The sequence below is a fragment of the Micromonospora sp. NPDC004551 genome, assembly GCF_040609975.1.
Classification (GTDB): Bacteria; Actinomycetota; Actinomycetes; order Mycobacteriales; family Micromonosporaceae; genus Micromonospora.
Map to the genome: position 1 here is coordinate 37,720 of NZ_JBEXLM010000028.1, position 25,666 is coordinate 63,385.

24 protein-coding genes and 1 riboswitch are annotated in these 25,666 nt (G+C 74.7%); of the genes, 3 read left to right on the top strand and 21 right to left on the bottom strand.

Going from position 1 to position 25,666, the window contains the following annotated elements:
* Positions 1-37 precede the first annotated feature (37 nt).
* From ABZW14_RS26860 to ABZW14_RS26870, 3 genes are read right to left on the bottom strand one after another with little or no spacing between them, the layout of a single operon-like run.
* Positions 38-319 carry a phosphoribosyl-ATP diphosphatase gene (locus ABZW14_RS26860; RefSeq protein WP_315974656.1) on the bottom strand — a complete coding sequence of 94 codons (282 nt, stop codon included), beginning with the start codon at positions 317-319 and terminating at the stop codon, positions 38-40.
* A gap of 52 nt (positions 320-371) precedes the next feature.
* Positions 372-1,043, bottom strand: coding sequence for a response regulator transcription factor (locus ABZW14_RS26865; RefSeq protein ID WP_355351532.1), 672 nt, complete (start codon positions 1,041-1,043; stop codon positions 372-374).
* 1 nt (position 1,044) lies between these two features.
* Positions 1,045-3,048: an ATP-binding protein gene (locus ABZW14_RS26870; protein WP_355351534.1), complete on the bottom strand. Its 2,004-nt coding sequence runs from the start codon at positions 3,046-3,048 to the stop codon at positions 1,045-1,047.
* Positions 3,049-3,238: 190 nt separating this feature from the next.
* Between ABZW14_RS26870 and ABZW14_RS26875 the strand changes: the two genes are divergently transcribed.
* Positions 3,239-3,946, top strand: coding sequence for a hypothetical protein (locus ABZW14_RS26875; RefSeq protein ID WP_355351536.1), 708 nt, complete (start codon positions 3,239-3,241; stop codon positions 3,944-3,946).
* Positions 3,947-4,036: 90 nt separating this feature from the next.
* Here the strand turns inward: ABZW14_RS26875 and ribH are convergent, their stop codons facing one another.
* The 7 genes from ribH to rpe all read right to left on the bottom strand — a co-directional run bounded on the left by ribH (position 4,037) and on the right by rpe (position 10,317).
* On the bottom strand, positions 4,037-4,537 hold the full coding sequence (ribH, locus tag ABZW14_RS26880) for a 6,7-dimethyl-8-ribityllumazine synthase (RefSeq protein ID WP_355351538.1): 501 nt from the start codon (positions 4,535-4,537) through the stop codon (positions 4,037-4,039).
* Between the two features lie 2 nt (positions 4,538-4,539).
* Positions 4,540-5,805 carry a bifunctional 3,4-dihydroxy-2-butanone-4-phosphate synthase/GTP cyclohydrolase II gene (locus tag ABZW14_RS26885; RefSeq protein ID WP_355351540.1) on the bottom strand — a complete coding sequence of 422 codons (1,266 nt, stop codon included), beginning with the start codon at positions 5,803-5,805 and terminating at the stop codon, positions 4,540-4,542.
* A 76-nt stretch (positions 5,806-5,881) separates the two neighbouring features.
* Positions 5,882-6,580 carry a nicotinamide riboside transporter PnuC gene (gene pnuC, locus ABZW14_RS26890; RefSeq protein WP_355351542.1) on the bottom strand — a complete coding sequence of 233 codons (699 nt, stop codon included), beginning with the start codon at positions 6,578-6,580 and terminating at the stop codon, positions 5,882-5,884.
* Positions 6,577-7,188, bottom strand: coding sequence for a riboflavin synthase (locus tag ABZW14_RS26895; RefSeq protein WP_355351544.1), 612 nt, complete (start codon positions 7,186-7,188; stop codon positions 6,577-6,579). The genes pnuC and ABZW14_RS26895 overlap by 4 nt, the downstream gene beginning before the upstream one ends.
* Position 7,189: 1 nt before the next feature.
* Positions 7,190-8,251: a bifunctional diaminohydroxyphosphoribosylaminopyrimidine deaminase/5-amino-6-(5-phosphoribosylamino)uracil reductase RibD gene (ribD, locus tag ABZW14_RS26900; protein ID WP_355351546.1), complete on the bottom strand. Its 1,062-nt coding sequence runs from the start codon at positions 8,249-8,251 to the stop codon at positions 7,190-7,192.
* 173 nt (positions 8,252-8,424) lie between these two features.
* Positions 8,425-8,597, bottom strand: a riboswitch (FMN riboswitch).
* An 81-nt stretch (positions 8,598-8,678) separates the two neighbouring features.
* Positions 8,679-9,635 carry a response regulator gene (locus tag ABZW14_RS26905; RefSeq protein ID WP_091263806.1) on the bottom strand — a complete coding sequence of 319 codons (957 nt, stop codon included), beginning with the start codon at positions 9,633-9,635 and terminating at the stop codon, positions 8,679-8,681.
* A 1-nt stretch (position 9,636) separates the two neighbouring features.
* On the bottom strand, positions 9,637-10,317 hold the full coding sequence (gene rpe, locus ABZW14_RS26910) for a ribulose-phosphate 3-epimerase (protein ID WP_355351548.1): 681 nt from the start codon (positions 10,315-10,317) through the stop codon (positions 9,637-9,639).
* A gap of 259 nt (positions 10,318-10,576) precedes the next feature.
* Between rpe and ABZW14_RS26915 the strand changes: the two genes are divergently transcribed.
* Both ABZW14_RS26915 and ABZW14_RS26920 read left to right on the top strand, forming a co-directional pair.
* Positions 10,577-11,464, top strand: coding sequence for a septum formation family protein (locus ABZW14_RS26915; protein WP_355351550.1), 888 nt, complete (start codon positions 10,577-10,579; stop codon positions 11,462-11,464).
* 87 nt (positions 11,465-11,551) lie between these two features.
* The gene (locus ABZW14_RS26920) at positions 11,552-12,442 is read left to right on the top strand and encodes a septum formation family protein (protein ID WP_355351552.1); all 891 of its coding nucleotides are present in this window, start codon (positions 11,552-11,554) and stop codon (positions 12,440-12,442) included.
* Between the two features lie 43 nt (positions 12,443-12,485).
* Here the strand turns inward: ABZW14_RS26920 and ABZW14_RS26925 are convergent, their stop codons facing one another.
* The 11 genes from ABZW14_RS26925 to ABZW14_RS26975 form a co-directional block, all read right to left on the bottom strand.
* The gene (locus ABZW14_RS26925) at positions 12,486-14,225 is read right to left on the bottom strand and encodes a M28 family peptidase (protein ID WP_355351554.1); all 1,740 of its coding nucleotides are present in this window, start codon (positions 14,223-14,225) and stop codon (positions 12,486-12,488) included.
* A 219-nt stretch (positions 14,226-14,444) separates the two neighbouring features.
* On the bottom strand, positions 14,445-16,004 hold the full coding sequence (locus tag ABZW14_RS26930) for a transcription antitermination factor NusB (protein WP_355351556.1): 1,560 nt from the start codon (positions 16,002-16,004) through the stop codon (positions 14,445-14,447).
* Positions 16,001-16,927 (bottom strand): methionyl-tRNA formyltransferase, encoded by a 927-nt coding sequence (fmt, locus tag ABZW14_RS26935; protein WP_355351614.1) that lies wholly within the window; start codon positions 16,925-16,927, stop codon positions 16,001-16,003. Before fmt ends, ABZW14_RS26930 begins: the two co-directional genes overlap by 4 nt.
* A 5-nt stretch (positions 16,928-16,932) precedes the next feature.
* Positions 16,933-17,493 (bottom strand): peptide deformylase, encoded by a 561-nt coding sequence (gene def, locus ABZW14_RS26940; protein WP_355351558.1) that lies wholly within the window; start codon positions 17,491-17,493, stop codon positions 16,933-16,935.
* Positions 17,494-17,535: 42 nt separating this feature from the next.
* Positions 17,536-18,810 carry a cytochrome P450 gene (locus tag ABZW14_RS26945; RefSeq protein WP_355351560.1) on the bottom strand — a complete coding sequence of 425 codons (1,275 nt, stop codon included), beginning with the start codon at positions 18,808-18,810 and terminating at the stop codon, positions 17,536-17,538.
* A gap of 85 nt (positions 18,811-18,895) precedes the next feature.
* On the bottom strand, positions 18,896-19,879 hold the full coding sequence (locus tag ABZW14_RS26950) for an AAA family ATPase (protein WP_355351562.1): 984 nt from the start codon (positions 19,877-19,879) through the stop codon (positions 18,896-18,898).
* 226 nt (positions 19,880-20,105) lie between these two features.
* The gene (locus ABZW14_RS26955) at positions 20,106-22,208 is read right to left on the bottom strand and encodes a primosomal protein N' (RefSeq protein ID WP_355351564.1); all 2,103 of its coding nucleotides are present in this window, start codon (positions 22,206-22,208) and stop codon (positions 20,106-20,108) included.
* 59 nt (positions 22,209-22,267) lie between these two features.
* Positions 22,268-23,458, bottom strand: a complete 1,191-nt coding sequence (gene metK, locus ABZW14_RS26960; protein ID WP_355351566.1) for a methionine adenosyltransferase — start codon at positions 23,456-23,458, stop codon at positions 22,268-22,270.
* 98 nt (positions 23,459-23,556) lie between these two features.
* Positions 23,557-24,765: a bifunctional phosphopantothenoylcysteine decarboxylase/phosphopantothenate--cysteine ligase CoaBC gene (coaBC, locus tag ABZW14_RS26965; RefSeq protein WP_355351568.1), complete on the bottom strand. Its 1,209-nt coding sequence runs from the start codon at positions 24,763-24,765 to the stop codon at positions 23,557-23,559.
* A gap of 15 nt (positions 24,766-24,780) precedes the next feature.
* Positions 24,781-25,044, bottom strand: coding sequence for a DNA-directed RNA polymerase subunit omega (gene rpoZ / locus ABZW14_RS26970; protein ID WP_007075826.1), 264 nt, complete (start codon positions 25,042-25,044; stop codon positions 24,781-24,783).
* 63 nt (positions 25,045-25,107) lie between these two features.
* Complete coding sequence (locus ABZW14_RS26975; RefSeq protein ID WP_355351570.1) at positions 25,108-25,641, bottom strand: guanylate kinase; 534 nt, start codon at positions 25,639-25,641, stop codon at positions 25,108-25,110.
* Positions 25,642-25,666: the final 25 nt, after the last annotated feature.

Genomic DNA, 25,666 nt, shown 5'->3' on the forward strand with positions numbered 1-25,666 from the left:
CTCCTTCGATCGACGAGGTGATCAGCGGACGGGGCACTCACAGATGTCGGTAGACGTCCTTCAGCTCGAGACCGGTGGCCAGCATCAGCACCTGGGCCTGGTAGAGCAGCTGGGAGATCTCCTCGGCCGCCCGCTCCGGGCCCTCGTGCTCGGCCGCCATCCACGACTCGGCCGCCTCCTCGACGACCTTCTTGCCGATGAAGTGCACACCCTTCTCCAGGGCGGCGACCGTGCCCGAGCCCGGGGCGCCGGCGGCGGCCTTGGCCTGCAGCTCGGCGAACAACTCCTCGAACGTCTTCACGGAAGGCGATTCTTCCAGCCGCCCCGGGTGACGCTCTCCCCCGGGTCGGCCGGTTCCCGCAGGATGGCGGTCAGATCGTCGCCGGCCGGCCCGGCAGTTGTCCCAGCCCGGCGGCCCGCGCCCGGGCCACGGCCTCGCCCCGGTCGGCGGCGTGCAGCTTGCCGAGGATGGTCGACACGGTGTTGCGGACGGTCTTCGGGGCGACGGAGAGCCGGCGGGCGATCGCCTGATTGCCGAGCCCCTGCGCCACCAGGTCGAGGATCTCCATCTCCCGCGGCGTGAGCTCCGGGAACGGCCGGGCCGACGGTGACCGGGGGCCGTCGGCGAAGAACCGCAGCACCCGCTGGGCGATCTCGGTGCCGAAGACGGCCTCGCCGGCTGCCACGGCGGCCACCGCCCGCGTCACGTCGCTGCGGGCGGCGCCCTTGAGCAGGTAGCCCGCCGCGCCGGCGCGGATCGCGGCGTAGACCGACTCGTCGTCGGCATGCATGGTCAGCACGAGCACCGCGGCGTCGCCCCGGGCGGTGATCCGCCGGGTGGCCTCGACTCCGCCGATGCCCGGCATGGCGAGATCCATCAACACGACGTCGGGCCGCAGCTCCCCGACCTCGAGCAGGGCCGTCTCGCCGTCGGCGGCGGTGCCGACGACCTCGATCCCCGGCAGCCCGTCCAGCGCCGTGCACAGCCCGTCGAGGAAGATCGGGTGGTCGTCCACCAGGAGCACCCGCACCGGGTCCGGCATCTCAACTCCTCCCGGCCGCGACGGGCACCGGAAGTTCGGCCCGCACCGTCGTGCCACCGCCGGTACGCGGCTCGACGACGAACGTGCCGCCCAGCTCGTCGGCCCGCTCCCGCATCGACGACAGGCCGACACCGTCCCGGTGCGGGACGTCCAGCCCGCACCCGTCATCGGTGACCTCCAACCGCAGCCAGCCGTCCCGGAGGGCCATCCGGACCCGGCAGGTGGTCGCGCGGGCGTGGCGGGCCACGTTCGTCACCGCCTCGGTGACGATGCGGTAGGCAGCGACCTCGACTGCCGCGCTGCTGACCCGCAGCTCGTGGTCACAGTCCACCTCGACGTCCAGACCGGTGGCCCGCAACGCGGCGGCGTGCTCGCGTACGACCCCCGGCAGACCGAGGTCGTCCAGGGACGGCGGGCGCAGTCCGTGCACGATCTCCCGCACGTCCGACACCGACTGGCCGATCACGGCCTTGATCTTCGTGGCGAGCGGGTGCGCGGCGGGGTCCGCGGCGACCCGCTCGGCGAGCACGTCGACCTGGAGACTGGCCGCCGCGAGCAGCGGCCCCAGCCCGTCGTGCAGGTCCCGCCGCAACCGGCGCCGCTCCTCCTCGCGGGCGCGGACGATGCGCTCCCGCGACTCGCGCAGGTCCTCCTCCAGCCGGGCCGCCCGCACGGCGACCGCGATCTGCCCGGCGAGGTCAGCCAGCAGATCCAGCTCGCGCGCCTCGAACGGCGTCCCGCCGCTGCGCCGCCCGACCAGCAGGATCCCCTCCTGCCGGCCGTTGCTGACCAGCGGGAACGGCTGCGCGTCGGCCGGAGGGTCGACCGGGTCGCCGGGCACGACCCGGGCGTACGGCACGCGCAGCATGGTGGTCAGCGTCTCCGGGACGGCGTGCAGCAGCTCCTCCAGCGCCTCGGTACGGGACAGCCGCTCGGCCAGCCGGGTCACCACCTCGTACGGGCGGTCCCGGTCGCCGAAGAGCAGCCGGTCGATCCCGCTCATCAGGCGGTCCTTCACCGGGTTGAGGGAGACCGCGACCACGGCGGTCGCCACCAGCGCGGAACCCCGGCTCCCCGCCGGGTCGAGCAGCGCGGAGGTCACCGCGAGGCAGCCGAGGTAGGTGACGACCACGATCGCGGACAGGGCGGTGTAGGTCAGCGTGCGGTCGAGCACGGTGGCGATGTCGAACAGGTTGGCCCGGAGGACGGCCATCCCGGTGGCCACCGGCAGGGCCGCGATGCCGGCGCCCTCCAGCAGGGCGCCCACCCACGGCGCGGTCCACCGGTCGACGAGCAGGCCGACCAGCGTCGTGCCGATGAAGATCAGGGCGGCCAGCGCCAACCAGGCCAGCCGGCGTCGGTCCACACCGCCGGCCCGGCGCCAGCGGACGATGAACGACGCCATCGCCACCAGGGTCAAAGCGAGCAGCGCGAACAGGGTGACGTTCGTGATCAGCGGGGCGAGGCCCGCCAGCGCCGGCACGCCGAACGGGTTGGCCACCGCGTCGTCCTCGGTCACCCGGCCCGGCGTCACCACGACCGAGGCCACGAGGACCACCAGTGCGACCGTCGTGGCGGAGCGGACCCAGCTCCAGCGCGGCGACGGCGGACGGCCGTCCGGGAACAGCAGCAGCGGGTAGGTCGTGGCGCAGACCCACGCGACCGCGAACAGCGCGTTCTGCGCGAGGACCAGTATCGGACCCGTCGGGCAGCCGGGACAGGCCGCCAGGGCGTGCTGGGCGAGCCCGTCGAGGATCGCGGCACCGAACTGGAGCACACCGACGGCGAGGAAGAGCCAGCCGACGCCGTTGGCCGGCCGGTGCACCGCGATCACCGCGCCCACCAGCGGGAAGGCCAGGAACCCGGTGAACCAGACGAGGTCCGCGGCGGTCGGCGGGGTCACGCCGGAGACGAAGGCCGCCCCCACCACGGTCAGGCCGTAGCAGGCGATCGACAGGCCGAGGCTGCCGATGGCGACGGCACGGGCGGCGCCGCGACCTGCCACGGGACCCTCCTCGCTTCCGGCGGTGCGGACGACCCTAACGTCGCCGGTGTCCCACTGTCGCGGGACGTTCGTCCCGTTCCGTCCGGGCGGTCGGCGGGCACGGCGGGGACGGGCGTCCATCGCCTCCGGGGCGCGGACCGGCGAAGAGTCGAGGGGCAGGCAGAACCCTCCTCACCACGTTGGAGATCGCATGTCCACGATCACTACCGGTGCCGACGTCGAACCGGTCACCCCGCAGGCTCCGGCGCGAGCCGGCCTGGGCGTCGCGGCTGGTGCCTCGCTGGCCCTGTTCGCGTTGATGTTCGGCACCTGGACCCCCGAGTCGCCGGAGGTGGGCCGGACGGACGCCGCCGGCATCCGGGCCTGGGCCGCCGACGCCGCGTCCACCCTGCAGCTCAACGCGTTCGCCGGGGTCCTCTCCGTCGTCGCGCTGCTGGTGCTCACCGCGGCCCTCGCGAACCTCGTCCGGCAGGCCGTGCCGAACTCGGTGCTCGGCGGGATCACGCTGCTCGGTGGCGGTCTGCTGGCCGCGATCAACACGCTCGTCACCGGGTTCACCCTGCTCTGGGTGCTGCCCGACCTGGCCACGCTCGACGACGCCACGGTGCAGACCTGGTACGCCACCGCCCACGTCGGGCAGATGCTGGGCGAGGTCGCCGTGGTGGCCCAGTCGCTGCTCATGGGTGCGTTCTCGCTGGCCGCCCTTCGCGGGCGGATCGTGGCCCGCTGGCTGTGCTGGCTCGGCATCGTCCTCGCCGTCACCGGTCTCAGCAGCGTGGCCGGGGTGGTCGTGCCGTCGCCGGTCTTCCAGACCACCTGGCTGGTCGGGCTCTACGGCTGGGTGCTGTGGCCGCTGCTCGCGTCGATCACGTTCGCGGTGCGGCTGCGGCGCCGCTGAGGCGCTGACGCCCGGGCGGCACGGCCGCGCGGGAGACGCCGGACGGGCCGCCAGGGAGGCGGCCCGTCAGCCGTGTGCGCGAACGGAGTCTCAGGCGCCGAAGCCGACCCGGTGGCCGTTGGCGGCGTCCAGGCCCCGGATGGCCAGAGCGGCGTCCAGCGCGGCGACGGTGGCCGCCCAGCCCTTGTCCTCCGCGGAGCCGGGCAGCCCGGCCCGGTCCCGGGCCTGCTCGATGGTCTCCACAGTGAGCACCCCGTGGGCCACCGGCTTGCCCTCGTCCAGCGCCACCCGGGTCAGTCCCTCGGTGACCGACTGGCAGACGTAGTCGAAGTGCGCGGTCGCACCCCGCACCACCACGCCGAGGGCGACCACGACGTCGTACCGGCGGGCCATCGCCTGGGCCACCACGGGCAGCTCGACCGAGCCGGCCACCCGGGCCACCACGGACCGCGCGCCGCACGCCTCGGCGGCGGCCACCGCCCGGTCGACCATGTGGTCGGTGAGGTCGCCGTGCCAGCGCGCGGCCACGATGCCGACGGTCAGCCCGCCGGCGTCCACCGCGGCCACGCCCGGTTCGCCGAATCCCGCCATGTCTACGCTCCGATCTCGTCGCCGGCCACCGGGCGGCCCATCGGCGCCTCGGTCACCTCGTCCAGCCCCTCCAGGAGGTGGCCCATCCGGTCCCGCTTGGTGCGCAGGTAGCGCACGTTCTCCGGGTTGGACCGCACGGGCAGCCCCTCCCGGCCGCTCACCGTGAGGCCGTACCCCTCCAGGCCGGCCCGCTTGGCGGGGTTGTTGGTCAGCAGCCGCATCGAGCGGACGCCGAGGTCGTAGAGGATCTGCGCGCCGGTGCCGTAGTCCCGCGCGTCGGCGGGCAGCCCCAGGTCGAGGTTCGCGTCCACGGTGTCCCGGCCCTGGTCCTGGAGCTGGTACGCCTGGAGCTTGTGCAGCAGGCCGATGCCGCGCCCCTCGTGCCCGCGCATGTAGAGCACCACGCCCCGCCCCTCCTGGGCCACCCGGGCCAGCGCGGCCTGCAACTGGGGGCCGCAGTCGCAGCGCAGCGAGCCGAAGACGTCCCCGGTGAGGCACTCGGAGTGCACCCGCACCAGCACGTCCCGCCCGTCGCCCAGGTCACCCATGACCAGCGCCACGTGCTCGGCGGGGTCGTGCTCGGCGCGGTAGCCGAGCGCCCGGAACACCCCGTACGGGGTCGGCATCCGCGCCTCGGCGACCTGCTCGACCTGCTTCTCGGCGCGCCGCCGATGCGCGATCAGGTCCGCGATGGTGATCAGGGTCAGCCCGTGCTCGGCGCAGAACTTCTCCAGGTCGGGCAGGCGCATCATGGTGCCGTCGTCGTTGACCAGCTCGCAGAGCACCCCGGCCGGGCGCAACCCGGCCAGCCGGGTCAGGTCCACGGCCGCCTCGGTGTGCCCGGGGCGGCGCAGCACCCCGCCCTCGCGGGCGCGCAGCGGCACCACGTGCCCGGGGCGGGCCAGGTCGGTCGGGTCGGTCGACGCGGCGGCGAGCAGGCGGATGGTGTGCGACCGGTCGGCCGCGGAGATGCCGGTGCTGACCCCCTCCCGCGCGTCCACGGTCACCGTGTAGGCGGTGCCCCGCCGGTCCTGGTTGGTGTGGTGCATGGGCGGCAGGTCCAGCCGGTCGCACTCACTCTCGGTGAGCGGCACGCAGATGTAGCCGGACGTGTAGCGGACCATGAACGCGACCAGCTCCGGGGTTGCCAGCTCGGCCGCGAAGATCAGGTCGCCCTCGTTCTCCCGGTCCTCGTCGTCGACCACGACGACGGGCCGGCCGGCGGCGATGTCCGCCACCGCCTGCTCGATGCTCCCAAAGGCACTCATGCCGGCACTCCGCTTCGCTCCGTGCCCCCATGAGGCACCAATGCACTGAACCTGCTGATTCGCTCGCTTCGCTCGCTCATGCCACGGCCTCCGAGTACGTCGGCGGGATCGGGGTGCGGGCGGGCGGGGTCGCGCGGGAGGTGCGCCACCAGGCGTACAGGCCGGCGGCGCAGAACCCGCCGTAGATCAGGTACATGGCGGCCGACGGGTAGAAGCCGCCCTGGAGCAGCAGGGGCACGCCGACCGCGTCGACGGCGATCCAGATCAGCCAGAACTCCACCCAGCCGCGGGCCATGCCGTAGGTGGCCAGCAGGCTGCCCACCAGGATCCAGGCGTCCGGCAGCGGCCCCCAGGAGCCGAGCGCGGCCAGCACCGGGTAGGCGGCCGCGGTGCCGACCGCCGCAGCGGCGAGCAGGCCCAGCCGTTCCCGCCAGGTGGCCCAGCGCGGGACGACCGCCGGCTGCTCCCCGCCGCCGGAGCGGCGGTTGCGCGACCAGCGCCACCAGCCGTAGACGCTGACCGCGAAGAAGAAGACCTGCCGGCCGGCCTGGCCGTAGAGGTCGTGCGCCTGGGGGGTGGCGAACACCCCGCCGAGGAAGACGGTGAACAGCAGCGCGTTGCCGATCATGCCGACCGGCCAGGCCCAGACCACGCGGCGCAGCCCGAGCAGCGCCGAGGCGAGGCCGAAGACGTTGCCGACGATCTCGCGGACCAGCACCGGCGAGCCGGCCACGTGCACCTGGGCGTCGAGCAGCCAGCCGAGCGGGCCCGTCACCGGTCGCCTCCGGCCACGCGGTCGCCGAGCAGCCGCTCGACGTACTTGGCCAGCACGTCCACCTCGAGGTTGACCGGGTCGCCGACGCCCTTGGCGCCGAGGGTGGTGAGCTTGAGGGTGGTGGGGATCAGCCCGACCGAGAACCAGTCGTCGCCGGCCTCCGCGACGGTCAGCGAGATGCCGTCGACGGTGATCGAGCCCTTCTCCACCACGTATCGGGACAGCCCGGCGGGCAGCCGGAACCGGACCGTCTCCCACTGGGCGGCGGGCTCCCGGGACAGCACCTCGCCGACCCCGTCGACGTGCCCCTGCACCAGGTGGCCGCCGAGGCGGCTGTTCAGCGCGGCCGCCCGCTCCAGGTTGACCGGGTCGCCGGGGCGCAGCGCCCCGAGCGCGGTGCGGCGCAGCGTCTCCCCCATCACGTCGGCGGTGAAGATCCCGCCCTCGACGTCGACCACGGTGAGACAGACCCCGTTGACCGCGATGGAGTCGCCGTGCCGGGCGTCCGAGGTGACCAGCGGGCCGCGGACCGCGACCAGCGCCGAGTCACCCCCGGTCTCCGTGGTCCGGACGATCTCGCCCAGTTCCTCGACGATGCCGGTGAACATGTCAGGCCTCCCTCTTCCGGGGCAGCGCGGTGATCCGCAGGTCGGGACCGACCTGCGTAACGTCGGTGAGCTCCAGGTCGATGGCGTCGGCGATGGTGGTCACGCCGGCGTTCAGCAGCGCGGTCGGGCCGGCGCCGAGCAGCTTCGGCGCGACGTACCCGACGATCTTGTCGACCAGGCCGGCGGCGAGGAACGCGCCGGCCAGGGTGGGGCCACCCTCCAGCAGCGCGGCCCGCACGCCGCGGTGGTGCAGCTCCGCGAGCAGGGCCGAAAGGTCGACCCGGCCGTCCGGGCCGGCGCCGACCTCCGCGGCGGTCGCCACCCAGGTCCGGGCGGCGCCGTCGCGGACCCGGGCCTCGGCCGGGGTACGCCCCGAGCTGTCCACCACCACCCGGAGCGGCTGCCGGATGGCCAGGGTGCCGTCGCGCAGGTTGCGGGCCGTGAGCCGGGGATCGTCGGCGAGCACGGTGCCCACCCCGGCGATCACCGCGTCGACGGTGCCGCGCAGCGCGTGCACGTCGATCCGGGCCGCCTCGGAGGTGATCCACATGCTGGTGCCGTCGGCCGCCGCGGACCGCCCGTCGAGGGTGGCGGCGTACTTCCAGATCAGGTACGGCCAGCCGCGGCGCATCGAGGTGAGCCAGGCGACGTTGCCGGCCTCGGCCTCCTCGGCGCGTACCCCCGTGTCGACCTGGACGCCGGCGGCGCGCAGGGTGGCGGCGCCGCCGGAGGCGACCGGGTTGGGATCCGGGACGGCGACCACCACGCGGGCCACGCCGGCCGCGATGAGCGCGTGGCTGCAGGGGCCGGTGCGGCCCGTGTGGTCGCAGGGTTCCAGGGTGACCACGGCGGTGCCGCCGCGGGCCCGCGTGCCGGCCTGGGCCAGCGCGACGATCTCGGCGTGCGGACCGCCCGCGTACGCGTGGAAGCCCTCGCCGACGACCTCGCCGTCGGCGTCCAGCAGGACGCAGCCGACCACGGGGTTGGGGCTGGTGGCGCCGAGGCCGCGGGCGGCCAGCGCGATCGCGCGACGCATCGCCTCGTCCACGGAGACGCTCGCCATCGCCCTGTCCTGCCCTCTCGCTCGCCGGTCGCGCGCGGGCGGGTCACGGGAGCGGGGCGGCACGGGGTGCCGCGGACACGCGGCGGCGGAGATCCGGGGACGGCACAGCCGACCCCGGGGAGCCCACGCGGCGGCTGAGGGTGCTCAGCGCCCGGCAGGGCCCTCCCCGTCCCGCGCGCTGTCTCCCATCCGGACTGTCTGGGGGCGGACGAGCCGCACCCCAACCGTCGGCCCCGGATTCTCACCAGGTCCACCGTCCGGCCGAAGCCGTCCGGGTCGCGGGCTTACCACGGTCGGACCGTGGATCACCGCCGGTTCGGAATTTCACCGAGCCCCGCCAGCGCGTGGTGGGTACACGGGAAGTCTTACACGCCGGGTGGGGGCTCACGCCACAGAGGCGAGCTACCTCACAGGGAACTGAGCACGATCACGTAACTCCGCGGCGGCGGTCCACCGCCACGTACGAGCCGGGTTGGCTCTTGGCGACCGTCTTCATCTCGGAGGCGACGGCGATCGCCTCCAGCGGATCGGTGAACCGCTTGCCGGAATCGGACAGGGAGACACCGATGGAGAGGGTGACCAGGGCGGCCCGCCGGATGTTGCCCCGCCGGTCCTTCAGCTCGACGAAGCCGCGCTCCCGGTCGGTCGGGTCGTAGAGGGCGTCGGCGGCCTTCTCGAAGTCGACGACGGCCCGGCTGGTCAGCGGCCGCACCTGGGACGGGGTGCAGACGATGACGAAGTCGTCGCCGCCCACGTGGCCGAGGAAGGCCGGCGGCAGGCCGATCGAGACCACCGCCCGGTGCAGGCTGCGGGCCAGCGCGGAGATGAACTCGTCGCCGCGGACGAAGCCGTACCGGTCGTTGACGCTCTTGAACCGGTCGATGTCGATGTAGCCGACGGCGTAGTCGACGCCGCTGCGCACCCGGTCGCTGATCTCCCGCCGGATCCGGCTGTTGCCGGGCAGCCCGGTCAGCGGCGAGACCTCCCGGAACTCCTTGTTGCGGCGCAGCGTGGAGCTGACCCGGGCGACCAGCTCGGCGGTGTCGAAGGGCTTGACCAGGTAGTCGTCGGCGCCCGCACTGAGGCCGTTGACCTTGTCGGAGGTCATCCCCTTGGCGGTCAGCATGATCACCGGCAGGGCGGAGGTCATCGGGTCGGCGCGCAGCCGGCGGGTCAGTTCCAGGCCGTCGATCCGGGGCATCATGAGGTCGACCACGGCCAGGTCCGGCCGGTGCCGCTCGATGACCTCCAGGGCCTCCTGGCCGTCGCCGGCGTGCAGCACCTCGAACCCGTGCAGCCGCAGGTTGAACTCGACGAAGCGGGCGATGTCCTCGTCGTCGTCGACGACCAGGATCACGTCGGGTCGGTCGCCGGCCGGGTCCATGTCAGGCCCCGGTCGTCGCGCGTTCCGCCAGGCCGCGCAGCCGGCGGACCGCCTCGGCCGGATCGTCGGCGCCGTAGACCGCGGTGCCGGCGACGAAGGCGTCGGCGCCCGCCGCGGCGGCCTGCTCGATGGTGTCCGCGGCGATCCCGCCGTCGACCTCGATGCGCAGCTCCAGGTGGCCGCTCGCGACGTGCCGCCGGGCGGTGCGCACCTTGTCCAGGAGCTGCGGGATGAACCGCTGGCCGCCGAAGCCGGCCTTGATCGTCATGATCAGCAGCGTGTCGAAGCTCGGCAGCAGGTCCAGGTACGGCTCGATCGGGGTGTCCCGGTCGATCGCCAGCCCCGCCTTCGCACCGGCCGAGCGCAGGTCCTTGGCCAGCGCCACCGGGTCGTCGCACGCCTCGGCGTGGAACGTCACGTTGTACGCCCCGGCGTCGGCGTACCCGGGCGCCCAGCGGCGCGGGTCCTCGATCATGAGGTGCACGTCGAAGGGGAGCTGGGTCGCCGCACGCAGGCTCTGCACCACCGGCAGCCCGATGGTCAGGTTGGGTACGAAGTGGTTGTCCATGACGTCCACGTGCAACCAGTCCGCGGCGTGCTCGACGGCGCGGACCTCGTCGGCGAGGCGGGCGAAGTCGGCGGCCAGGATGCTGGGCGCGACGATCAGCGGCGGTACGGTCACCGGGCCAGTGTACGAAGACGGTCACCGGGCGTCCGCAGCGCGGCACCGCCAGGAACCCGCTGCGACCCGGCCGTGACCCTCGGTGCAGAATCCGGCGGCCCGCGGCGGAAAGTCGGCACGAATAGGCACCCGCGACTGGCCGATCGCTCGAAACAGGACGAAACTCCTACAGGGACTGTCACGTATGCTGCACGCCCGGCCCCGGGGAACACGCACGGGCCGCGGGCGACCGGCTGTCATCTCCCGGGAAGGGCGGACGATGCGACGGTGGCTCCTGGCGCTCGCGCTGGCCGGCACGGCGACGGTGGCCCTGACCGGCTGCGTCCCACCGCACCGGGCCGACGGGGACCTCACCGACGACTGGGCCGCGCTGCCGGCGCCGCGCCTGTTCGTGCCCGCCACGGACGCCTGCCTGCCCCGGCTCACCCCCGTGGTGCAGGCCGCGACCTACGAGACGGTGAACTGCGGGGGCAGCCACCTGGCCGAGGCCGTGCACGTCGGCACCTTCGCCGGGCCGGCGGCGCAGGGCGCACGGCCGGAGCCGGGCTCGCCCGCGCTGCGTACCGCCCGCGCCGAGTGCGACCAGCGGGCGCGGGAGGTGATCGGCGGGGACTGGCACTCCGCCCGGCTCACCCTGAACATCGCGCTTCCCCCGGTGACCGCCTGGGCGGCCGGCGCCCGCTGGTTCCGCTGCGACCTGGCCGAGACCGACAGCATCGACAACACCCGGCCGGTCAACCGGGTGGGCAGCCTGCGCGGCGCCATGGTGGGCGACAGCCCCCTGGTGCACCGCTGCTTCGACCCGAAGCTGATCGGCGAGAACCTGAACTACATGGCCCCGGTGCTGTGCACCGAGCCGCACCGCGCCGAGTTCGTCGGCGTCTTCGAGGAACGGGACATGAGCTGGGCGGAGTTCGGCAGGGCCGCCCCGCAGGTGCATCGCCGCTGCATGGCGCTGATCGCCGCCTTCGCCGCGGTGCCGAACAACGCCGACCTGCCGTACCGGGCCGGTTCGATCTTCTACCCGCCGTCCCAGCGGGAGTGGGAGGAGGGCGACCGGGGGGTGCGCTGTTTCCTGTGGAGCGACGACCGGAAGCTGACCCGGTCGGTACGCGGGGCCGGCCCGGAGGGACTACCCGTCGGCTGAGCCCTGGTGCCGTATGCTGCACCGCCGAGGCGTACCCGGCGCTCCGCGCCGGTCGTGCGGCCACGGACGACGGGGAGGTCGGTCGCGATGCGGCGATGGTGGGCGGCGGTCGCCGTGGGTGTCACGGCCGCGCTGGCGCTCGGCGGCTGCGGCGCGCCGGCCGGGGTCGACCGAGACCTGACCGACGACTGGCCCGCCTTCGGCGCCCCGGTGGCCTTCGTGCCCCCGGCCGGCGCATGCCACCCCACCGTCCAGGACGTCGGCTACCTCAGTGGCTGGAATCCGGTCGACTGCGCCACCACGCACCGCGCCGAGACGCTGCACGTGGGCACCCTGACCGGCCCGGACGCCGGGCGCGGCGCTCCCCCGCGGGCCGGGTCGGCCGGCATCAGGGCCGCGCACACCGAGTGCGCCGCGCAGGTCGACAAGGCGGTCGGCGCCGATTGGCGCTCGGGGCGGCTGCGGCTGTCGGTGGTCTTCCCGTCGGCGCAGGCGTGGACGGGCGGGGCGCGCTGGTTCCGCTGCGACGTCTCGGAGGTGGCCAGCGTGGACGACGGCAGCGTCATCGCGCGTCGCGGCAGCCTGCGCGACGCGCTGAAGGCCGGCTCGCCGCTGGCGCTGGGCTGCTTCGACCCGAAGCTCCGCAAGGACGACGTGGAGGAGATGAAGCCGGTCGCCTGCACGGCCAAGCACCACGCCGAGTTCGTGGGGGTCTACCACTTCCCCGAGGTCAGCTACGCCGAGTTCAAGCGCACCCCGCTGCGGGCCCACAAGGGCTGCCGCGGGCTGGTCGCGAAGTACGTCAAGGTGCCGAACAACGGCGACCTGGTCTACCGGGCCGGCACGATCATCTACCACCCGTACGAGGAGGAGTGGCAGGACGGCGACCGCGGCGTGCAGTGCTTCCTCTGGGTGTCGGACCGGACGCTGACCCGCTCGCTCAAGGGCGGCGGCACCAAGGCCCTGCCGATCGACTGAGCGGGAGCGGGGCGGGCCGCCCGGCCCACCCCGCCCGGGTCGCTCAGCCGACCTGGAGCGTCACGTCGTCGAGGACGAAGCTGGTCTGGAGCGAGGCGTCCTCCACCCCGGTCCACTTCAGCGTCACGGTCTGCCCGGCGTACGCGGCCAGGTTGAAGCTGCGCTGCGCGTAGCCGCTCGCCGCGTTGAGGTTCGAGTACGTCGCCAGGGTGGTCGAGCCGACCTGCACGGTCAGCTTGTCGTACGCGGTGCTCGTGGTGGTCTCGGCCGTGTCGATGTGCAGCCAGAACGACAGGGTGTAGCTGGCGCACCCGGCCGGGATGGTCACCGACTGCGACAGCGTGTCGGTGTGCGTGCTGCCGTAGCCGTCGAGCCACGCCTTGTAGGAGCCCGTGCGGGCCGCCTGGCTCGACGAGTTCGTGATGACGCCGGAGCTGGCCGTCCACGGCGTGCTGCCGGACTCGAAGCTGCTGTTGCCGATGAGCTGGCCGCCGGCGCAACCGCCGATGCCGGTCACCGTGAGGGTGTAGGCGGCGCTGCGGGTGACCGAGCCGGTGCCGGTGACCGTGATGGTGAAGGTGCCGGTGGTCGCGGTCGCGGAGGCGCTGACGGTCATGGTGGCCGAGCCGCCCGAGGTGACCGAGGACGGGCTGAAGCTCACCGTGACCCCGCTCGGGGCGCCCGTGGCCGACAGGTTCACCGTCTGGGCGGTGCCGCTGGTGGTGGCGGTGCTGACGGTGGCGGTGGTGGAGCCGCCCGGGGCGACGCTGCCGGAGGTGGGGCTCACCGCCACGGAGAAGTCGTTGGTCGGGGTGCCGCCGCCGACCGCGAGCTGCCAGATCGCGTACGCCACGCCGTCGGCGCTGCGGTTGAGCACCGTCGCGCTGACATTGCTGGTGGTGTCGCAGGAGCGGTGATAGCAGGAGTCGTACGCGGTGTTGGCGGTGCCGCCCCACTTGGCGGCCTGGGCCGTGGTCTTGCGGGCGCTGGCGCCGGCCGCGTAGCCGGAGGTGGGGATGCCGGCCTGCTGGAACGGGTAGTCGTCGGAACGGCCCTGGCCCTCGACGTTCTCCTCCGGCTGGAGGTTCAGCGAATCCCAGTACGCCTTCAGGGGTGCCGCCGTCGTGGAGGTGAGGCGGTTGATGAAGTAGCCGCCGTTGGTCGAGCCGACCATGTCGAAGTTGTAGTAGCCCTTGAGGTAGCCCTTCTGGGTGGCGGTGAGGGAGTTGACGTAGAACTCCGAGCCGTTGAGGCCCTGCTCCTCGTCGGTCCACCAGGCGAACCGGACCCGCTTGGTCATGCTCGGGTTCTGCTGCGCGAGCACGAGCGCGTTCTCCAGGAGGGTGGCCGAGCCGGAGCCGTTGTCGTTGATGCCCGGGCCGGCGGAGACGCTGTCCAGGTGCGCGCCGAACATGACCACCTGGTCGGCCGGGCCCTGCGGCCACTCGGCGATCAGGTTGTTCGACCGGTAGGTGCAGGTCGTGCAGACCTGCTCGGAAACCGTGTAGCCGGCGGCCTGGAGCTTGGCCTTCACGTAGCTGACGGAGGCGGTGTGGCCCGCCGAGCCGGCCCGCCGGTTGCCGCCGTTGCTGGTGGCGATGCTGTTGAGCTGGGTGAGATGGGCCTGGACGTTGGTCACCGAGATGTCCGGCGCGGCGGCGGCGAGCGCGGGGGCGGCGCTCACCGGCGCGGGGGCGGCGGAGGCGGCCGTGGTGGTGAGGGTCGCCGTCACGGCGGCGAAGAGGGCGAGCGCGAGGCCCGCGGTCGGCGTTCTGCGTCTCATGGAGACTCCTCGTGGGGGTCGGCGGGGACGTGCTGGCGGGGTGGCGCGACCCGTGGGCCCCGGTGGAGGCCCCGGCGTCGGCGGACCGGTGATCGGAACAGTTACATGTATCAATGTAAGAGTCAACGGGGATGTCACATGACACAAAGCGGGACCGGCGTCGCCGGTCCCGCTTTTGTATTCACCTGTGGACATTCGACCCGTCGGCCGGGTCCGCGCTCAGCCCTTGCGCAGCACCGCCAGGAACATCGCGTCCGTGCCGTGCCGCTGCGGCCACAGCTGGACCGTGGGGCCGTCCCCCAGCCCGGGCATGCCGGCCGGCAGCAGCGGGCGGGCGTCGACGAAGTCGACCGGGAAGCCGCACCGGCGCGACGCCTCGGTGACCGTCACGTGCGTCTCCACCGTGTGCGGCGAGCAGGTCACGTACGCGACCAGGCCGCCCGGCCGGACCGCCCGCAGCGCGGCGCTGAGCAGTTCCCGCTGCAACCGGGTCAGCGGCGGCAGGTCCGACGGCTGGCGGCGCCAGCGCGACTCGGGCCGCCGGCGCAGCGAGCCGAGGCCGGTGCAGGGCGCGTCGACCAGCACCCGGTCGAAGTGGCCCTCCGGCAGCTTCGGATCGGCCCCGACCGTGCGCCCGTCGGTGTTCACCACGGCGACCGGCAGGCCCCGGGTGGCCTGGGCGACCAGCCGGGCCCGGTGCTCGGCGACCTCGACCGCGGTGAGCCGGGCGCCGCGCTCCGCCGCCAGGGCGCCGAGCAGGCCCGCCTTGCCGCCGGGACCGGCGCACAGGTCGAGCCAGCGGCCGTCGGGGCCCTCCAGCGGCGCCACCGCGAGGGCGTTCGCCACCAGCTGGGAGCCCTCGTCCTGGACGTGCGCGCGCCCCTCGGTCACCGCAGCCAGCTCACCCGGCGCGCCGCCGGACAGGTAGACGGCGTAGGGCGAGAAGGCGCCGGGCGCCCCGCCGACCTCGTCGGCCAGCGCCACCGGGTCGGCCAGCCCCGGCCGGGCGCACAGGTGCACCGGCGGGCGCTCGTTGTCCTCGATGAGCAGGCGGGCGGTCTCGCGCAGGTCGCCGCCGAGCGCCTCGGCGAAGGCCCGGACGATCCACTGCGGATGGCTGTACGCCAGCGCCAGGTGACCGATCGGGTCGGTCTCCTCGGACGGGGCGAGCTTGGCCACCCAGCCGTCGGTGTCCCGGCCGGCCACCTCGCGGAGCACCGCGTTGGCGAACCCGGTGGCGCCGGGCCCGACGGTCCGGACCAGGTCCACCGTGGACGACACCGCGGCGTGCGCCGGCACCCGGGTGTGCAGGAGCTGGTAGGCCCCGAGCCGCAGCGCGTCCCGCACGGGCGGGTCGATCCGCTGCACGTCCCGGCCGGCCGCGTCGGTGATGATCGCGTCCAGGGTGCCGGTGTGGCGCAGCGTGCCGTAGGTCAGCTCGGTGGCGAAGGCGGCGTCCCGGCCGGTCAGCCCCTCGTCGCGGAGCATCGCCGGCAGCACCAGATTGGCGTACGCGTCGTCCCGGTGCACCGCCGCGATCGCCTGGTAGGCGACGTGCCGGGGCAGGTCCACGGCCGGCCGGACCGGTCGCCGGCCGCCACCGCGCCGGTCGGCGCCGAAGCGCCCCTCGCGCGGCGGCCCGTCGCCCCGGCGCCCCGGGCGCTCGCCGCGCTCCGGCCGGCCCCGGTCCGCGAAGCGCTCGCCGCCGCGCCCGGCGTCGCCGGAACGGCCGCCGCGCGGGCCCTCGGAGAAACGCCCGGGCTCGGACGGCCCCGTCACGCGAGCACCTCGCCGGCGGTGACCCGGGCGCCGCGCGCCCAGTCGCCGGCCGACATGGCCTTCTTGCCGGCCGCACGCACCTCGCCGAGCAGCACCGGGACGGTGCCCGTGCCGGCCAGCACCCGGGACTTCTCCACCAGCAGCTCGCCGGGCTTCAGCTCCGGGCCGTTGGCCACCGCGGTGACCGGGCCGAGCTTGACCCGGTCGCCCCGGAAGGTCGTCCACGGACCGGGCGCCGGCGTGCAGGCGCGGATGCGCCGGTCCACCGCGAAGGCCGGGTCGCCCCAGCGGACGCGGGCGTCCTCGACGGTGAGCTTGGGCGCGAGGGAGACCCCGTCGGCCGGCTGCGGCTCGGCCCGGGCGGTGCCGGCCGCCAGCGCGTCGAGCACGGCCACCAGCAGCCCGGCGCCCGAGTGGGCGAGCCGCTCCAGCAGGTCGCCGGAGGTGTCGGCGGGCCGCACCTCGTCCGTCACGGTGCCGTAGACCGGGCCGGTGTCCAATCCTTCCTCCAACTGGAAGACGCTGGCCCCGGTCAGCTCGTCGCCGTGCAGCACGGCGTGCTGCACCGGCGCCGCCCCGCGCCAGGCGGGCAGCAGCGAGAAGTGCAGGTTGATCCAGCCCAGCCGGGGGATCTCCAGCGCCGACGGCGGCACCAGCGCGCCGTACGCGACCACCGGCACGCAGTCCGGCGCCAGCTCGCGCAGCCGGTCGAGGAACTCGGGCTCGCGCGGCCGCGCCGGGGTGAGCACCTCGACGCCGTGCGCGTCGGCCCAGGCGCCGACCGGGGAGCGGGCCAGTCCTCTCCCCCGGCCGGCGGGGGCGTCGGGACGGGTGACCACGGCGAGCAGCTCGTGACCGGAGGCGGCGACGGCGTCCAGGGCGGGCACGGCGACAGCGGGCGTGCCGGCGAAGACCAGGCGCATCCGGGTCACCGCCCCAGGCCGAACGGGTTGCCGGCGGCGTGCGGGCTGAGCCTGACGGTCGGCGGGGCGGCCTCGTCGTACCACTCGGCCTGGCGGATCGCCTTCATGGCCTCCTTGCGGCCGGCCGGGTCGAGCCGATCGACGAAGAGCACACCGTCGAGGTGGTCGGTCTCGTGCTGCACGCAGCGGGCCATCAGCCCGGTGCCGACGATCTGCAGCGGGTCGCCGTAGCCGTTGAAGCCCTTGGCGATGACGTTCTGCCGGCGCTTGGTGTCGAAGTAGAGCCCCGGGATGGACAGGCAGCCCTCCGGGCCGTCCTGCTCCTCGGCGTCGGGGAACTCCAGCACCGGGTTGACCAGGTGCCCGAGAACGTCGTCGACGTCGAAGGTGAACACCCGCAGGCCCACCCCGAGCTGCGGCGCGGCCAGGCCGGCACCGCTCTGCTCGCGCATCGTGTCGGTCAGGTCGGCGATGAGCTTGCGCAGCTCGGCGTCGAAGTCGACGACCGGGTCGGCCGGCGTGCGCAGCACCGGATCGCCGAACAGACGGATGGGCTGGACGGTCACGCGGAGTGGCTCCTTGTCTGGGACGGGTGGTGCCGTACCAGTCTACGGAGTCGATCCGGTCGCCCCGGCCGGCGTACCGCGATCGGTGATCGGGGACGCCTCGTCACCGACGGTGACCGGCAGGGTGGCGTACCCGCGCAGGGTGAGCCGGATCCGCCGCTCCCCCGGCCCGGCCGGGGCGAGGCCGGGCAGCCGGCGCAGCAGCAGCGGGAACGCCACCTGCGCCTCCAGCCGGGCCAGGCCGGCGCCGAGGCAGTAGTGCGGGCCGGCGCCGAAGGACAGCGGGTGCACCTGCGGGCGCCACGGGTCGAACCGCTCCGGCTCCGGGTACCGGCGGGGGTCCCGGTTGGCGGCGCCGAGCAGCACGATGAGCCAGCTCCCGGCGGGCAGGTCGACCCCGCCGAAGCGGGTCGGTTCGGTGCTCATCCGGGAGGTGAGCTGCACCGGCGAGTCGTAGCGCAGCAACTCCTCGACATAGCCGGGGGCGAACTCGGGGTGCTCCCGCAGGGCCGCCGCCGCGGCCGGGTGGTCGAGCAGCACCACGAGGCCGTTGCCGAGCAGGTTGGTGGTGGTCTCGAAGCCGGCCACCAGCAGGACGACCAGGTTCGACAGCAGCTCGTCCCCGGAGAGCCGGTCGCCATCGGCGTCGTGCGCCTGCACGAGGGCGGTGGTGAGGTCGTCGGCCGGAGCGCGGCGCCGGGCCGCGACCAGCTCGGTGAAGTAGTCGCGCAGCTCGGTGGCGCCCCGGTCGGCCAGGGCCAGCTCGTCCGGGCTGATCTCCGGCTCCAGCACCCCGGTGAGGTCGGTGGCCCAGCGCCGGAACAATGGCCGGTCCGCCGCGGGCACGCCGAGCAGCGCGCAGATCACCGCCACCGGCAGGGGGTACGCGAACTCGGCCATGAAGTCGACCGGCTCCCCCGCCGCGGCGCGGGCCAGCATCCGGTCGACCAGCTCGTCGGCCTGCGCCTCCACCACGTCCCGCATGGCGGCGATCCGGCGCGGGGTGAAGGCGCCGGCGGCCAGGCGGCGCATCCGGCTGTGGTCGGGCGGGTTGGTGCGCAGCATCGAGCGGGAGATCGAGGCGACGGCGGGGCTCTCCCGCCAGCCGGGGAGGAACTGGTCGCGCAGGTCGTCGTCCATCACCCCGAACCGGGCGTCGCGCAGGATCGCGTCGGCCTCCGGGTAGCCGGTGACCAGGTGGAACGCCGGCCCCGCCTGGACCACCGGGCCGTGGCCGCGCAGCCGCTCGTAGGTCGGGTAGGGGTTCACCCGCCCCTGGGGGGACAGCAGCAGGGCGAGGGCGTCGGCAGGGTCCACGGTCGGCCTCCCCAGGCGTCGGAAGCCTCCATCATGCTCCCGCCGGCCCCGCCCCGGCGATCCCCTGGCCCGTCGGGGCGCCCGGTCAGGCGCCGGTGCCCGGTTCCCCGGCCAGCACCGCGTCCCCGCCGAGCAGGGCGTGCTCAGGCAGCGGCAGCGCGAGGCCGTGCGCGGCCTCCCAGTCGTGGATCAGGCTGGGCCGGGCCTGGGCGGCGAAGAAGTCGACCGCGCTCAGCCCGCCGACCACCGGCTCCTCGACCTCGGCGACCAGCCGGGCGGCGACCAGTGGGAAGCCGCTCTGGAGGGCCGCGCTGAGCCGGCGGTGACCGTCGACCACGAAGAAGTACTCGCCCGTGTAGCCGATGGTCAGCGGCTCCAGGGCCTCGTCGCCGGCCCCGGCCACCTCGCCCACGAACTCCGAGTCCCACAGACCACGCAGGGTGGCGATGTCCTCGGTCGGGTAGACCCGGGCCGGGTCGAGCAGCAGCAGGGGCTGGCCGTCGCGCAGCACGTCCGCGCCGAGCCGCCCCTCGTAGACGTCGATGACGTGCTGGATCACCTGCTCGGGGGTGGCCCGGGTGGTGTCGCAGATCAGGTCGTAGTTGCGCAGCCGGGCCTTGTCGACGCCGTAGCGCACGATGAACCGGCCCCGCTCGCTCTCGCTGCGCTCGCGGAGCTTGGCCTCGGCCTCCTCCAGCGAGGTGTAGCTCTCCGCCGGGCCGGAGGGGCGGGCCAGCACCCGCCGGGCCGCCTCGGCCGGCTCGGTGATCATGTGGACCTTGAGCGCGTCGGTGAAGAAGTGCCAGGCCAGCCGGGAGTCCATCACCAGGCTCTCGCCGGAGGCGGCGATGTCCCGCTGGAGCTGGTCGACGTAGCCGTCGACGGCCTGGTCCAGCTCGGCGTGCAGATTGAGCTGGAGGGCGGTCATCTGCCGCTCCTGCGCCATCTGGCGGTAGAGGTCGCCGACGCTGACCCGGCGCAGCCCCAGCCGCTTGGCGATCTCGACGGAAACGGTGCTCTTGCCGCTGCCGAGGTCACCGTTGAAGACGATCGACTGACGAACGGTCACGACTGGTCCACCCCTGATCACCGGCTGATTGACATCATCGAATCCGCGTCGGCTCGACGCACTCCCGCTTCGCCGCGCCGCGCCCGGGAGCCGTCGTGCGCCTGGGCATGACGGGCGATGCTATCACGCGTTCTCTACCCATTTGCCGCACGAGGTGTGCGGCAAACCCCAGCTCACGACCGTACGCGACGGTCCGGGTGCGGCACGTCACGGGCGGCGGGCGGGCTCAGAACAGGCTGAGCGGGTCGATCTGGAGCCGCACCGGGTCGGCCGCCTTGCGGGCGCTGCGCTGCCCGGCGGCCGCGTGCAGCGCCCCGGCCAGGGCGGCGGCGCGGGCCCGGGGCACCCGGACCAGCATCCGCTCCCGCCCCTCGTCGGCGGGCACCGGCCCGAGCACCTCGGCCCCGTCCGGCAGCCGGGTGCCGGCCAGCAGGTCCGCCACCGCGTCGGCCACGCCGGTGACGCTGGCCATCCGCACCGCCGGCGGGAAACCCAGCTCGCGCCGCTCGGCCAGCTCCCGGGTGGCGAACCAGGCGGAGTCCCAGCGCAGCAGCGCCTGCACCGGCGCCAGGGCGCCGTCGGCGACCACCACGACCCGGCCGCCGGCCGACCCGGGCCGGGCCAGCGCGGCGGCGGCCAGCCAGCGACGCAGCGCCTCCTCGCCGGCCCGCAGGTCGGCCCGGGTGAGCAGGGCCCACGAGTCGAGCAGCAGCACCGCCCCGTAGCCGCCCTCGGCGACCGGTTCCGCGCCGGGGGTGGCGATCACCAGGCCGGCGCCGCCCGGCACGCCGGCGAGCACCTCCTCCCGCCCGGACGTGCGCACCGGCACCCCGGGAAACGCGCGGCCCAGCTCCTCGGCGGTCCGCCGGGCGCCGGTGACCGACGCTCGCAGCCGCCGCCCGCCGCACTCCGGACAGGCGTACGCGGCGGCGACCCGGCCGCACCAGCGGCAGGCGGGCACCCCCTCGGCAGACGGCAGGCCCAGCGGCCCGGCGCAGTGCGGGCAGCGGGCCGGGGCCCGGCAGTCGGCGCAGGCCACCGAGGGCAGGTAGCCGCGCCGGGGCACCTGCACCAGCACCGGCAGGTCGGCGCGGAGCGCGTCGCGGGCGGTGGTCCAGGCCAGGCTGGGCAGCCGGGCGGAGGCGGCCCCGGGGTCCCGGGCCAGGTGCGGGTCGTCCCCGGTCGGTGCGATGGCCGGCATCCGGGCCCGTACGGTCGCCCGGTCGGCGACCACCTCGCGGGCCCAGCCGGTCTCCACCAGCAACTGGGCCTCGGCGGTCCGGGCGTAGCCGCCGACGAGGGCGGCGGTCCCACCGAGGTGGGCCCGGGTGAGCAGCACCTCCCGGGCGTGCGGGTAGGGCGCCCGGGGCTCGGCGTGCAGGTCGTCGCCGTCGTCCCAGATCGCGACCAGGCCGAGCCGCTCGACCGGGGCGAACATGGCCGCCCGGGTGCCGATCACCACGGGCACGTCGCCGCGGCGGGCGGCGAGGAAGGCCCGGTAGCGGCGGGCCGGACCGGCCGCGGCGGAGAGGCAGGCGTGCCGCCCCGCCCCGAGGACGGCGGTCAGGGCGGCGTCCAGGCGGTCCAGGTCCCGGGCGTCGGCCACCACGACCACCGCGCCCCGGCCGCCGGCCACGGTGGCCGCCACGGCGTCGGCGTACCGGTCGGCCCAGTCCTCGCCTGGCAGCGCGGACCAGACGGCCCGGGGGGCCCGGCCGGCGGTGAGCGCGCGCAGGAACGCCGGCCCGGCCGGGTAGTCCCGCCAGCCGCGCGGATCGACCGGCCCGGAAGGGTCCCCCGGGGCGGCCGCCGGCCGGTCGGCGGCGGTCGGGCCGGCGGCGGCGGCCGGGCCGGTGGCGGCGGCGGCCGGGCCGGTGGCGGCGGCGGCCGGGCCGGTGGCGGCGGTCGCCGGGGCGTCGTCGGTGCCGGTCGGGCCGGTCGCCGGCGCGCCGTCGGCTCCGGCCGGGTCGGTCGCCGGGGCGTCCTCGGTTCCGGCCGGGTCGGACGCGGTCACGTCCTTCTCGACCCGGGCGTGCCGGGGCGGGACGGCGAGCCGGAGCACGTCGGCGAGGCTGCCGGCGTAGCGGTCGGCGACCGCACGGGCCAGTCCGGCCACCTCCGGCGCCAGCACCGGCACCGGGGAGACGACCTTCTCCAGGTACGCCAGCCGGGGGTGCGCCGACTCCGCGACGCGCTCCAGCAGCCAGCCGTCGACGAGCTGCCCGGCGAAGCGGACCTTCACCCGCACCCCGGGCCGGGCGTCGGCGTCGAGGGTGTCGGGAACGAGGTAGTCGAAGGGGCGGTCGAGGTGCGGCAGGGGCACGTCCACGCAGACGCGAGCGACCGGCGACCCCTCGGCGGGTCGCCGGTCGCTGCGCCTGGTGCCGGTCAGGCTCCCGCGGCCGACTTGAGGTCGGCGGCCCGGTCGGTGCTCTCCCAGGTCAGGTCCGGCAGCTCCCGGCCGAAGTGGCCGTAGGCGGCGGTCTGCTGGTAGATCGGGCGGAGCAGGTTGAGGTCCCGGATGATCGCGGCCGGGCGCAGGTCGAAGACCTCGGCGACGGCCTTCTCGATCGAGGCGACCGGCACGGTCTCGGTGCCGAAGGTCTCGATGAACAGGCTCACCGGGTGGGCCTTGCCGATCGCGTACGCGACCTGCGCCTCGCAGCGCTCGGCCAGGCCGGCGGCGACGACGTTCTTGGCCACCCAGCGCATCGCGTACGCGGCGGAGCGGTCCACCTTCGACGGGTCCTTGCCGGAGAACGCGCCGCCGCCGTGGCGGGCGTAGCCGCCGTAGGTGTCGACGATGATCTTGCGGCCGGTGAGGCCGGCGTCGCCCATCGGGCCGCCGATCTCGAAGCGCCCGGTCGGGTTGACCAGCAGCCGGTAGCCCTCGGTGTCCAGGCCGAGGCCCTCCAGCTCGGGGGTGATGACGTGGTCGCGGACGTCCGGGGTGAGCAGCGACTCGAGCGAGATGTCGGCCGCGTGCTGGCTGGAGACCACGACGGTGTCGAGCCGGACCGGGCGCAGCCCGTCGTACTCGATCGTCACCTGGGTCTTGCCGTCGGGCCGCAGGTAGGGAATCGTGCCGTCCTTGCGGACCTGGGCGAGCCGGCGGGCCAGCCGGTGGGCCAGCGCGATCGGCAGCGGCATCAGCTCGGGCGTCTCGGAGCAGGCGAAGCCGAACATCATGCCCTGGTCGCCGGCGCCCTGCGCGTCCAACGCGCTCTCCGACGAGCCGGTCCGCAGCTCGAACGCGTTGTCCACGCCCTGCGCGATGTCCGCCGACTGGGCGCCGATGGAGACGCTCACGCCGCAGGAGGCGCCGTCGAAGCCCTTCTTCGACGAGTCGTAGCCGATCGACAGGATGGTGTCCCGCACGATGGTGGGGATGTCGGCGTACGCCTTGGTGGTCACCTCGCCGGCGACGTGCACCTGGCCGGTGGTGATCAGGGTCTCGACCGCGACACGGCTGTGCGGGTCCTGGGCGAGCAGCGCGTCGAGAATGCCGTCACTGATCTGGTCGGCGATCTTGTCCGGGTGGCCTTCCGTGACCGATTCGGACGTGAAGAGACGTGTCACGGCACTCCTAAGCATGTGAAGACTTTTAAAGGTCGCTCGGCGGCAGTTTAGTCACCGTGCTCCCAGGGTGACCCGGCGAACCGGAGAGTGACCAACCGTCAGGACCGCTCCCGCAACCGGGCGGCCACGAGATCCCAGACGGCGTCGGCCAGGTCCTCCTTCGGCTGCTCGGGCATCCGGTGCACCGACCCGTCCGCCCCGATCACCGTGGCGGCGTTCGTCTCGGCGCCGAAGACCTTGTCCACGCCGACCTCGTTGATCACGATGAGGTCGGCGCGCTTGCGGGCGAGCTTGGCCCGGCCGTTGGCCTCGGCGTCGCCGGTCTCCGCGGCGAAGACCACCAGCACCTGCTCCGGCCGCCGGCGCCGGCCCAGCTCGGCCGCGATGTCGGGATTGGTGACCAGCTCGATGGTGGGCGCGCTGCCGTCGTCCGACTTCTTGATCTTACCGGGCGCGTAGGTCGCCGGGCGGAAATCGGCGGGCGCGGCGGCCATGACCACGGCGTCCGCGTCGGCGGCCGCCTCCAGGGTCGCCTTGCGCAGCTCCTCGGTGCTGCCCACCCGGACCAGGTCGGCGCCGGCCGGGTCGGCGAGCGCGACGTTGGCCGAGACCAGGGTGACCCGGGCGCCCCGGGCCACGGCGGCGCGGGCGAACGCGTAGCCCTGCTTGCCGGAGGAGCGGTTGCCGAGGAACCGGACCGGGTCGAGCGGCTCCCGGGTGCCACCCGCGGTGACCACCACGTGCCGGCCGGCCAGGTCGGCCGGGGCGGCGCCACCGCGAGCCAGCGCCCGCCGGGCGACCGCGAAGATCTCGGCCGGGTCGGGCAGCCGGCCCTTGCCGGTGTCCTTGCCGGTGAGGCGGCCGACCGCGGGCTCGATCACCACGACGCCGCGGGACCGCAGGGTGGCCACGTTGGCGACGGTGGCCGGATGCTCCCACATCTCGGTGTGCATGGCCGGCGCCAGCACCACCGGGCAGCGCGCGGTCAGCAGGGTGTTGGTGAGCAGGTCGTCGGCGAGGCCGTGGGCGGCCTTGGCGAGCAGGTCGGCGGTCGTGGGCGTCACCACGACCAGGTCGGCGTGCTGCCCGAGGCGGACGTGCGGCACCTCGTGCACGTCGGACCAGACGTCGTCGGCGACCGGCTGGCCGGAGAGCGCGGCCCAGGTCGGCGCCCCGACGAAACGGAGCGCCGACGCGGTCGGCACGACCCGGACCCGGTGACCCGACTCGGTGAAGAGCCGGAGCAGCTCACACGCCTTGTAGGCGGCGATGCCGCCGCCGACCCCGAGGACGATCTCGGCGGCCATCGGCGCGGGCGGGGATTACGGCTGGTCGGTCGGCTCGGCGGTGAGCAGACCCGCGTTGATCTCGCGCATGGCGATGGAGAGCGGCTTCTCCTGGGGGGTGGTCTCCACCAGCGGGCCGACGTACTCCAGCAGTCCCTCACCGAGCTGGCTGTAGTAGGCGTTGACCTGGCGGGCGCGCTTGGCGGCGAAGATGACCAGCGCGTACTTCGAGGTGGTCTTCTCGAGGAGCTCGTCGATCGGCGGGTTGGTGATGCCTTCGGGGTTGGCGATGGATCCCACGAAATAACCTCTGCGTCGTTGTGCACCGCCCGGGGGCGGTGGCCTCTCAGGAGCGGTGGCCTCTCAACCGCTCGGGCGCGGTCGGGCCGGAGCCAGGAAGGAAGAACCGAGCAAGCCTACCAGCTCATCGGCCGCGCGCTCGGTGCGGTCGTGCAGCACGGCGTGTGCGAAGGCGGCCGCGAGGGCCGGGTCCGGCCGGTACGCGGGCGGGACGAGCAGCACCAGCCGCGCGTCCGGCGCGACGGCCCGGACGGCGAGTGCGCCCGGCAGGTCCAGCGGGAGCAGCACCGGCCGGCCCTCGGCGAGCCGGGCCCGCACGCCCGCGCGCGGCACGCCGCGCCGGTAGGGCCCGATCCGGCTCCACTCCAGCAGCTCGTCGGCCGCCACCATGCGGTCGAAGTCGCCCGCGTCGAGGAAGTGCCGGTCGACGCCGTCCACCTCGCCGGGGCACGCCGGCCTGGTGGTGGCGGCCACCGGCACCCACACGGACGGAAAGCGCGCCCGGACAAGCTCGACGACACTCTCCCCGCCGGCCCCCGAAGGTCCGGCCAGGACAGTGAGCCGAGCCGCCGGGCGCGCCTCGTCATCCGTGCTCACCGCTTGTTTCTACACGGTGGGCCGT

What these genes read in the sequence shown, in the direction of transcription:
- ABZW14_RS26865 (WP_355351532.1), bottom strand. Translation starts at nt 1,043, where the DNA reads ATGCCGGACCCGGTGCGGGTGCTCCTGGTGGACGACCACCCGATCTTC.
- ABZW14_RS26875 (WP_355351536.1), top strand. Translation starts at nt 3,239, where the DNA reads ATGTCCACGATCACTACCGGTGCCGACGTCGAACCGGTCACCCCGCAG.
- ribH (WP_355351538.1), bottom strand. Translation starts at nt 4,537, where the DNA reads ATGGCGGGATTCGGCGAACCGGGCGTGGCCGCGGTGGACGCCGGCGGG.
- ABZW14_RS26885 (WP_355351540.1), bottom strand. Translation starts at nt 5,805, where the DNA reads ATGAGTGCCTTTGGGAGCATCGAGCAGGCGGTGGCGGACATCGCCGCC.
- ABZW14_RS26895 (WP_355351544.1), bottom strand. Translation starts at nt 7,188, where the DNA reads ATGTTCACCGGCATCGTCGAGGAACTGGGCGAGATCGTCCGGACCACG.
- ribD (WP_355351546.1), bottom strand. Translation starts at nt 8,251, where the DNA reads ATGGCGAGCGTCTCCGTGGACGAGGCGATGCGTCGCGCGATCGCGCTG.
- ABZW14_RS26905 (WP_091263806.1), bottom strand. Translation starts at nt 9,635, where the DNA reads ATGGACCCGGCCGGCGACCGACCCGACGTGATCCTGGTCGTCGACGAC.
- ABZW14_RS26915 (WP_355351550.1), top strand. Translation starts at nt 10,577, where the DNA reads ATGCGACGGTGGCTCCTGGCGCTCGCGCTGGCCGGCACGGCGACGGTG.
- ABZW14_RS26920 (WP_355351552.1), top strand. Translation starts at nt 11,552, where the DNA reads ATGCGGCGATGGTGGGCGGCGGTCGCCGTGGGTGTCACGGCCGCGCTG.
- ABZW14_RS26925 (WP_355351554.1), bottom strand. Translation starts at nt 14,225, where the DNA reads ATGAGACGCAGAACGCCGACCGCGGGCCTCGCGCTCGCCCTCTTCGCC.
- fmt (WP_355351614.1), bottom strand. Translation starts at nt 16,927, where the DNA reads ATGCGCCTGGTCTTCGCCGGCACGCCCGCTGTCGCCGTGCCCGCCCTG.
- coaBC (WP_355351568.1), bottom strand. Translation starts at nt 24,765, where the DNA reads ATGGCCGCCGAGATCGTCCTCGGGGTCGGCGGCGGCATCGCCGCCTAC.